At 71.0% G+C, this 8,431-nt stretch carries 8 protein-coding genes; 3 read left to right on the plus strand and 5 right to left on the minus strand.

All coding sequences use genetic code 11. The annotated features are described in order from the left end of the window. Nucleotides 1–104: 104 nt before the first annotated feature. From ACFW2Y_RS32990 to ACFW2Y_RS33000, 3 genes are all read left to right on the plus strand, one after another. Nucleotides 105–1,421 (plus strand): D-arabinono-1,4-lactone oxidase, encoded by a 1,317-nt coding sequence (locus tag ACFW2Y_RS32990; protein ID WP_384886555.1) that lies wholly within the window; start codon nucleotides 105–107, stop codon nucleotides 1,419–1,421. A 69-nt stretch (nucleotides 1,422–1,490) separates the two neighbouring features. Further along, nucleotides 1,491–2,291, plus strand: coding sequence for a crotonase/enoyl-CoA hydratase family protein (locus ACFW2Y_RS32995; RefSeq protein ID WP_384886558.1), 801 nt, complete (start codon nucleotides 1,491–1,493; stop codon nucleotides 2,289–2,291). Nucleotides 2,292–2,535: 244 nt separating this feature from the next. Continuing rightward, complete coding sequence (locus ACFW2Y_RS33000) at nucleotides 2,536–3,552, plus strand: hypothetical protein (RefSeq protein ID WP_384886561.1); 1,017 nt, start codon at nucleotides 2,536–2,538, stop codon at nucleotides 3,550–3,552. Between the two features lie 26 nt (nucleotides 3,553–3,578). Here the strand turns inward: ACFW2Y_RS33000 and ACFW2Y_RS33005 are convergent, their stop codons facing one another. Genes ACFW2Y_RS33005 through ACFW2Y_RS33025 form a run of 5 tightly spaced genes read right to left on the minus strand, consistent with a single transcriptional unit; the run spans nucleotide 3,579 to nucleotide 7,862 of the window. Further along, on the minus strand, nucleotides 3,579–5,024 hold the full coding sequence (locus ACFW2Y_RS33005) for a cytochrome P450 (RefSeq protein ID WP_384886564.1): 1,446 nt from the start codon (nucleotides 5,022–5,024) through the stop codon (nucleotides 3,579–3,581). Continuing rightward, nucleotides 5,021–5,644 (minus strand): ATP/GTP-binding protein, encoded by a 624-nt coding sequence (locus ACFW2Y_RS33010; protein ID WP_384886567.1) that lies wholly within the window; start codon nucleotides 5,642–5,644, stop codon nucleotides 5,021–5,023. The genes ACFW2Y_RS33005 and ACFW2Y_RS33010 overlap by 4 nt, the downstream gene beginning before the upstream one ends. Beyond that, the gene (locus ACFW2Y_RS33015) at nucleotides 5,625–5,981 is read right to left on the minus strand and encodes a DUF742 domain-containing protein (protein WP_384886570.1); all 357 of its coding nucleotides are present in this window, start codon (nucleotides 5,979–5,981) and stop codon (nucleotides 5,625–5,627) included. Before ACFW2Y_RS33015 ends, ACFW2Y_RS33010 begins: the two co-directional genes overlap by 20 nt. Beyond that, on the minus strand, nucleotides 5,978–6,385 hold the full coding sequence (locus ACFW2Y_RS33020) for a roadblock/LC7 domain-containing protein (protein ID WP_384886573.1): 408 nt from the start codon (nucleotides 6,383–6,385) through the stop codon (nucleotides 5,978–5,980). The genes ACFW2Y_RS33015 and ACFW2Y_RS33020 overlap by 4 nt, the downstream gene beginning before the upstream one ends. A 1-nt stretch (nucleotide 6,386) precedes the next feature. Then, the gene (locus ACFW2Y_RS33025) at nucleotides 6,387–7,862 is read right to left on the minus strand and encodes a sensor histidine kinase (RefSeq protein ID WP_384886576.1); all 1,476 of its coding nucleotides are present in this window, start codon (nucleotides 7,860–7,862) and stop codon (nucleotides 6,387–6,389) included. Between the last annotated feature and the right edge of the window lie 569 nt (nucleotides 7,863–8,431).

Raw genomic sequence — 8,431 nt, forward strand, 5'->3', positions numbered from 1 at the left:
CTTCCGCACCCTTGACTTGGACGGTTGACCAAGTTCAGTCTTCCCGGAAGCCGTCGCCGGCACGGGCGCCGGCTTCCGCCGATCCGGTCGAAGGGACTCCTGGCATGAGCAGCGTGTGGCGCAACTGGGCCGGCAACGAAGAGGCCCGCCCGCGGCGCGTCCTCCGGCCGGCGAGTACGGAGGAGGTGGCGGCGGCCGTGAAGGACGCCGTGCGGTCCGGACTGCGGGTCAAGGCCGTCGGGGCCGGGCATTCCTTCAGCGCCGTCGCGGTCGCCCCCGATGCGCAACTCCGCCCGGACCGGCTTGACGGCGTGTCCTCGATCGACCCGCGCACGGGGCTCGTCACCGTCGAGGCGGGCATGCCGCTGTGGAAGCTCAACCCGTTGCTCGCCGCACAGGGTCTCGCCATGGAGAACCTCGGCGACATCGACCGGCAGACCGTGTCCGGCGCCATCTCGACCGGTACCCACGGGAGCGGAGCCGGGTTCGGCGGCATCGCGACCCAGGTCCGCGCCTTGGAACTGGTCCTCGCCGACGGATCGGTCACCACCTGCTCGGCCGACGAGCACCCGGAACTGTTCGCGGCGGCACGCGTCGGCCTGGGCGCCCTGGGCGTCATCACCCGGGTGACGCTCCAGTGCGTCCCGCTCTTCGCCCTGCACGCCCACGACGCCGCCATGCCCGTCGAGGACGTGCTCGCGGGCATCGACGGGTTCGCCGCGGACAACGACCACTTCGAGTTCTTCTGGTTCCCGCACTCCGGGACCGCGCTCACCCGGCGGTTCCGGCGGCTGCCCGCCACCGTGCCGCTCAAGCCGATCGGCGCGTTCGCCCGCCGCCTCGACGAGACCGTCAGCGGCCTCGGCTTCGAGGGGCTCAACCGGATCGGCACCCGCTTCCCCGGACTCGTTCCGCCGATCACCCGGTTCGCGGCCCGGGCCATGTCCTCCCGCGAATGGACGGACCTCTCCCACCGGGTCTTCGCCTCCGTGCGCGACGTCCGCTTCCACGAGGGCGAGTTCGCCGTTCCCCGCGAGCACGCGGGAGAAGCACTGCGCGAGCTCAAGCGCTGGATCGACGCCCACCAGGAGAAGGTGTCCTTCCCTCTGGAGGTGCGCTTCGCGGCTGCCGACGACATCTGGCTCTCCACCGCACAGGGCCGCGACACCTGCTACATCGCCTTCCACCAGTACCACCGCATGCCGTACCGCCGGTACTTCCGCGCCTGCCAGGACATCCTCGGCTCGTACGGCGGACGTCCCCACTGGGGCAAGATGCATGACTTCGACGCGGCTGACCTGCGCCCCCGGTACCCGCACTTCGACGACTTCGTCGCGCTCCGGGACGCACTCGACCCGACCGGGGTGTTCACCAACCCGTACCTCGACCGCGTCCTCGGGCCGGCGCCGTCCTCCTCCTGAATCCCCCGACGCGAGGACGCCGGCCGAGCGGTCTGGCCACCGGGACGCGACCACCACGAGAATGCCGCCATGACCGACACAGCAGCGACACCGGTGGCAGGGGACCCCGTCCGCGTCGAACGTGACGGACCCGTCACGACCGTGGTCCTCTCCCGACCCGCCGTCCGGAACGCCGTGGACGGGCCGACGGCCGGGCAGTTGGCCGATGCCTTCCGGGCCTTCGAAGAGGACGACGGGGCTGCGGTCGCGGTCCTCTGGGGCGAGGGCGGAACGTTCTGCGCGGGCGCCGACCTCAAGGCCGTCGGCACCGCAAACGGGAACCGGGTGGCAGCCGATGGCGACGGCCCGATGGGACCGACCCGGCTGCGCCTGACCAAACCGGTGATCGCGGCCATTGCCGGTCATGCCGTGGCCGGCGGACTGGAGCTCGCCCTCTGGTGCGATCTGCGCGTGGTGGAGGAGGACGCGGTCCTCGGGGTGTTCTGCCGCCGGTGGGGGGTGCCGCTGATCGACGGCGGCACCGTCCGACTGCCCCGGCTGATCGGCGAGAGCCGCGCCATGGACCTGATCCTGACCGGCCGGGCGGTCCCGGCCGCCGAGGCACACGCGATCGGGCTCGCCAACCGCCTCGTGCCGACCGGTCGGGCCCGCTCCGCAGCGGAAGAGCTGGCGCGGGAGATCGCCGGATTCCCCCAGTTGTGCCTGCGCCACGACCGCCTGTCCGTGCGGGAACAGCACGGACTGCCCGAACCCGAGGCCTTGGCCGCAGAGCTGCGACACGGCACGGTGCCGCTGTCCGCCGGAGAAACCCTCACGGGCGCCACACGCTTCGCGGCCGGGGCGGGTCGCCACGGTTCCTTCGACGATTGAGCCGTCGTGGTCCCCGGAGTCCTGCGGGGGGGAAGACCCCTGCCGTGCCGGGCGCCCCACGGATCTCCCCGCGCCCGAAGGTTCGCTCCGGTCCACGAGGAAGCATCCACCTCCCCCTCAGCAAGGGACAGTTGTGCGGTTTCCGGTCGTCCTGCGCGGGCAGGTTTGCAGAGCCGCATGACGGGCAGTGCTCGGGCTCGCGGCACACCGATGCGGGCCGGAGCGAGAGGGAGGTCGGTCCCCCATGACCGTGCGTGCCGTCGAACTGCCCCACTTGTGGATGCCCCATGCACTGCGGGTGAATCCGTATCTGGCGGTCCTGCACGAGGAGAGCGAGTCATGGGCCCGCGCCATGGGAATGCTGGACGACCACGAGGGGCGATCGACGCACCCCCCGATATGGACGAGGGCGAAGTTCCAGGCCATGACCGTGGACCAACTGACCGCCTGGACGCTTCCGGACGCCTCGTTCGCGGACCTGCGGCTCAACCACCGCTTCAACGTCTGGGCCCTGGCCTGGGACGACTACTTCGCCTCGACCTTCAAGCAGACCGGTGACCTCACCGGCGCCCTGGCCTTCACCGCACGACTGCACGCCTTCCTGCGTCCCGAGCCGGGCGTCCGGCTGCCGGAACCGACGAACGCGGTCGAGAGGGGGATCGCCGATCTGCAGCGACACCTCTTTCCGCCGAGGCTCGCCCACTGGCGGACGGAGTTCAACCGGGCCCTGGCCCGGTACGTCGACGCGGGAGTGGAAGAACTGGTCAACAGCCGCAACGGCCGCGTCCCCCACCTGATCGACTACGCCCCCTTCCGCCGGGAGAGCTTCGCCGCCTACACCGCCCCCTACTCGGTCGAACTGGCCACCGGAGCGCGCGTGCCCGAAACGATACGGCAGAGCCGGACCGTGCGCGCCCTGCTCGACGCCTTCATGGACTTCATGGGGCTGGCGAACGACATCGCCTCGTACGAGCGCGAGGTGCACGAGGAGAACGACGTCAACAACCTGGTCCTGGTCGTCGGCAACTCCCTCGGCATCAGCCTGCACGACGCCGTTCCCGCCGCCCTCCACCTGGTCAACTCCCGCCTGCGGGACTTCGAGCACCTGCGGCGGTACGAACTCCCGCTGCTCGTCCGGCGCTCCGGCCTGGACCAGGAGGACCGGGCGGAGCTGGAGTCCTGGTTGCGGGGCGCCTGCGGTTTCCTGTCCGGTCTCCACGCCTGGTACACCGGAGCGCCCCGCTACACCTCCTCGGACTGAGGGCAGCGGGGCGCCTCGGCGTGGGGCTACCGCCTCCGCAGGAGGCGTCGGACGCGCATCAACCACGAGGACCGGCGCACGGGTCCGGACGCCGCCTCGGGCCCGGGCGTCGCTCCCGGACGCTCGGACGGCAGGCCGGTGCTGCGCGGCGGTGGGGCGGGCAACGGGGCCGGGAGGTCGAGGGCCTTGGGGGCGCGGGGAGCGAAGTTCACCGGCAGGGCCGTCAGGTGCCGGGCCCAGGTGGAGGAGCGCCAGCTGAGGCTCTCCTCGGGGACGGAGAGGGCGATGTCGGGGAGTCGGGTGAGCAGGATGTCGATGCCCGCGTCGGCGATGATCCGGCCGATGTCCTGACCGGGGCATTCGTGGGTGCCGGCGCTGAAGGACAGGTGCGCACGGTTGTGGTGCACGGGGGTCGCGGGGTCGGGGCGGATCGCCTGGTCGACGTTGCCCGCGGCGAGTCCGAGCAGGAGCATGTCCCCCGCCTTGATCTGCTGCCCCCCGAGGTTGGTGTCGCCATTGGCCCAGCGGCCCGGACACACCATCAGCGGGGGCTCGTCCCAGAGGACCTGCTCGACGGCCTCGGGCAGGGTCATCTGGCCACCGGCCAACGAACCGCGGAACCGGGGGTCGGTGACCACCATGCGCAGGACGTTGGACATGAGGTTGGCGGTCGTCTCGTAACCGGCGAGCAGGATGAGCCGGAGGTGGTGCTGCACCTCCTCGTCCGTGAGGCCCGCGGGGTGGGCCATCAGCGCGGAGGCGATGTCGTGCCCCGGGCGGGCGCGCTTGTCGAGCACGAGCTGTTCGAGGCACTCCAGCACATAGGCGTTGCTGGCGAGCGAGGTCTCGGTGGCCTTGAAGAGGTCCCGGGCCGCATGCACGAGTTTGGGACCGGACTCGTCCGACATTCCGAGCAGATGGGTGAGGGTGAGCATCGGCAGGTGCTCGGTGAACTGGTTCACCAGCTCCGCCTCGCCGGCCTCGCAGAAGGTGTCGATCAATTGGTGGGCGAAGCGGGTGATGTGACGCCGGACGCCGCGGTGGTCGAACTGGCTGAGGCCGGCCGTGACGGCTCCGCGCAGTCGCTGGTGCTCCTCGCCGTCGGCGCAGACGCAGTCCGGGCGCCAGCCGATCATCGGCACCAGCGGGGAGGTGGCGGGGTCGATCTCCCCGCTGCGCCAGCCGTGCCAGACCCGGGGGTCGCGGGAGAACTGGGTGGGCCTGCTGGCCACCTCGCGGTTCTCCAGATAGCCCAGGACCAGCCAGGCGCGCACGTCCCCGTCGAGTAGGACGGGTGCCACGGGGCCGTGGGTGGCGCGCAGTTCCTCGTACAGGCCCATCGGATCCGTCTCCGCGGCGTGGCCGTAGAGCCGGGCGGCCCCACCGGGGCCCGTGGTGACGTGGGCGGGACAGCCCGGGGGCGGGATCGCCCCGGCTTGCTCGGTGGCGCGTTCGGCGGGTGGGACGGTCATGCGGTCTCCTGGGCGGCGGCGAGGGTGCACAGGTAGCCCATCAGGGCGAGGAGGGCGTCGCGGCAGGACGCCCGGTCCCGTGCGTCACAGGTGACGATCGGTACGGATTCGCTGAGGGCCAGAGCGGTGCGGAGATCTGCTACGGGGTACTGCGGGGCCTCCGGGAAGGCGTTGACGGCCACGACGAACGGGACGCGCCGGTCCTCGAGGCGGGTGATGACCTCGAAGCAGACTTCGATCCTGCGGGTGTCGACGAGGACCACGGCACCGAGCGCACCTTCGAAGATGCCGTTCCACAGGAACCAGAACCGTTCCTGTCCCGGAGTTCCGAACAGATAGAGGATCAGCTCCCGGTTGATGCTGATCCGTCCGAAGTCCATGGCGACGGTCGTGCTGTTCTTTCCCCGGGCACCGGGATTGTGGTCGATCCCGACGCCCGCCTGCGTCATGGTTTCCTCGGTGGTCAGGGGCGGGATCTCGCTCACCGCTCCCACCAAGGTCGTCTTGCCGACTCCGAATCCTCCGACGACGACGACCTTCACCCCCCTGGCACCGTGGGGCAGGAGCAGATCGGTGTCGCCTCGACCGATGTCGAGTACGTCAGAGCTTGCGTAGTCCATGGATCACCGCCTCCAGTAGGCCGCGTTCGGGGTATGCCGCCACGGGCACGGGCGCGATGGCCTCGACCCGCTCCTCCTCGACGAGCTTGGACAGCAGTACGGTGACCACGCTGAACGGCAGCCGGAGGTGTGCCGACACCTCGGCCACGGAGAGCGGGTACGTGCACATCGAGAGGATGGCCACCTGTTCGGGTTGCATCGCGGGGTCGGGTTCGGACCTCGTCGCGATGAGGGTGACCAAGTTGAAGGCCCCGGCCGAGGAACCCGGGCCACCGGTAATGACGTAGAGCGGGACGGGTGTGCCTTCATTCCAGGGGTCCTGGTTCTCCGATGTCACATCGCCTGCCCGACGTCCTCACGGGGCGGGCTGGTCATGTGCTGGCCGATCCGGACCACCAGGGTGCGCATGCGGTCGCCCAGCAGGCCGGCGTCCACCTCCTGGTCGGCGAGGACCGCGAGGTAGGCTCCGGGGCCGGCGGCCATCATGGAGAAGTAGCCGCCGTCGGCTTCGATCCCGACCATCCGCGTGGAACCGTCGCCGTGCGGGAACATCTGGGCGATGGCCTTCGCCAGGCTCTGGATGCCGGAGCAGGCCGCGGCGAGGGCGTCGGCGGTGTCGGGAGCCGTGTTCGCCTGTCCGATGCACAGGCCGTCCGACGACAGCACGACCACGTGTCGCACGTACGGGACGCTGCCCACGAGCTCCGTGAGCATCCAGTCCATGTTCGGCAGTGGCTGCATGTTACTCGTCCTCATCTGACGGCTCGCTGGGGGAAGGGGTTGACTCGGCGACCGCTCTCCCGTCGCCTCGCTTGTCACCGTTGAACGCCTCCCACATCAGACCGGGCTGACGGGTCGGGCCGGCGGCCGTCGGGGTGGCGGGGGGTGTGGTCCCGGTCTGGACGACGGGGGTCGGGACGGGCGAATCGCGGCGTCGCTGCGGGAGCGCGGGCGACTCGCGCCGGCGTTGGGGGAGCCCGCTGGCGGTCGTCCTGACCTCACCGGTGTCCTTGACCGGGTCGGGTGCCGGCGTCGTCCTGGGCGGGACCGGTCCCCCGGTGCGCTTGCGGACGGGGTCCGGGAAGCGCAGCGCCGACTGCGGCACCGTGGTGATCAGGCGCCGGGGAACGAGCACCACGGCCCGTACGCCTCCGTAGGCGGAGGTGCGCAGGTGGACCTCGCAGCCGTGCTCGCGGGCCAGTCGGCTGACGACCGGAAGTCCCAGCTGGGTCACTTCGCCGAGGCCGGCGAGGTTGATGCCGTTCTGCGACTGCGCCATGACCCGCTCGACCCGCTGTCGGACCTCCTCCGTGAGTCCCACTCCCCGATCCTCGATCTCGATCGCGATGCCGGAGGGCACCTCGCTCGCGGTGACCTCCACCGGGGTGTGCGGCGGGGAGAACGTCGTGGCGTTGTCGAGCAGCTCGGCGAGGAGGTGGATCAGCGGCTCGGCGCCGGGGCCGATCACCGCCACCTCGGCAACCGACTGGAGCTTCACCCGGGGATAGTCGACGATCCGCGACATGGCACCGCGCAGGACGTCGTAGAGCGGGATCGCCTTCGACCACTGACGTCCGGGCCTGGCGTCGCCGAGGACGGCGATGCTGGCCGCCAGCCGGCCGATCAGGGCGTTCCGGTGGTCGACGTCCTGCAGGCCGCGGGAGACCACGAGGTCCGTGCCGTGGAGGATCTGCATGGCGTGCAGGTCCTTGGCGAGTTGGTGCACGATCGCCTGGACCCTCCGGGCGACCGCCACGAGCGCCCGCTGGGAGGCGTCCCGTGTGTGCTCCTCGGCTTCCACCGCTTCCAGGAACGTCCGCAGGGTCCCCTTGAGCGCCTCGGTGAACTCGTCGTCGAGGTGCTTGCCAAAGGTGACGGCGTTCAGGATCTCCGACGAGGGATCGCCCTTCTGGAGCCGGGCGACGGCCGCCGGAAGGAGTTCCTCGGCGAGCCAGACCACGGTGGCCCGCTGGTCCGCGAGGCGACCCAGCAGCGCGGCCTCCTGCTCCGCGTGCCGCTCCGCCGCCTCGGCGCCCGCGCGTCTGTGCCGGACCTCTTCCGCCGCACGCGTGCGGCGCGCGGCCTCGGCGGAGGTGACGACCGTGAGGAGGACTGCGGCGAGTGCGCACCAGGCCACCGGTGTCCGTATCCCCGCGGGGGAGAAGAGCAGCGCTATGACGGAGGCTCCGGCCAGGATCCCGGGCGGGAGGAGCCACACCCGGTTGACCGAGCTTGGCCGGGGTCTGGAGATCGAGCCTGAACGAACCATCAGAAGGTCCCTAAACAGTCTGAAACGAACGGACTGGGGTGATGCGACGCGTCGGCGGGTCACCGAGGGATCGCGTCGACGGTCCCTTCCTCCTGCAGCCGCGCTCGGTCCACGCGCACCACAGCGTCCGTGACTCGCTGTGAGCACGCCGCAACACATCGGGGAGCATAGTCAGTTCGGGTTCACCATGTGACCTTGCTGGAAGGACAGCCTCCAGCGGTCACAACAGGCTTGTGAAGCACGCATTTTCCGCACTTGAAATGCAATTGAACGATCACTACTTGGCTTCCGTGGTCCTCCTCGCCTCCTGCGCGCACATGGACGTCCTTGGGCCCCGCCGCGCGGGCCCCGCCGCGCGGGAAGTCGCCCCTCGCCCCCGACCACGGGCCACCCGGGCCACCCGGGCCACGGCGTCCTGACTCGCCCGGCGGACCGGCCCCGCCGGCGGCCGGGGCGCGGCGTGCCCGCCCCGGCCGGCGTCCGGCACTCCGCGGGACGGCCTGGAGGAGAGGGCCGGC

This window comes from Streptomyces sp. NPDC058877, assembly GCF_042742855.1.
GTDB lineage: Bacteria > Actinomycetota > Actinomycetes > Streptomycetales > Streptomycetaceae > Streptomyces.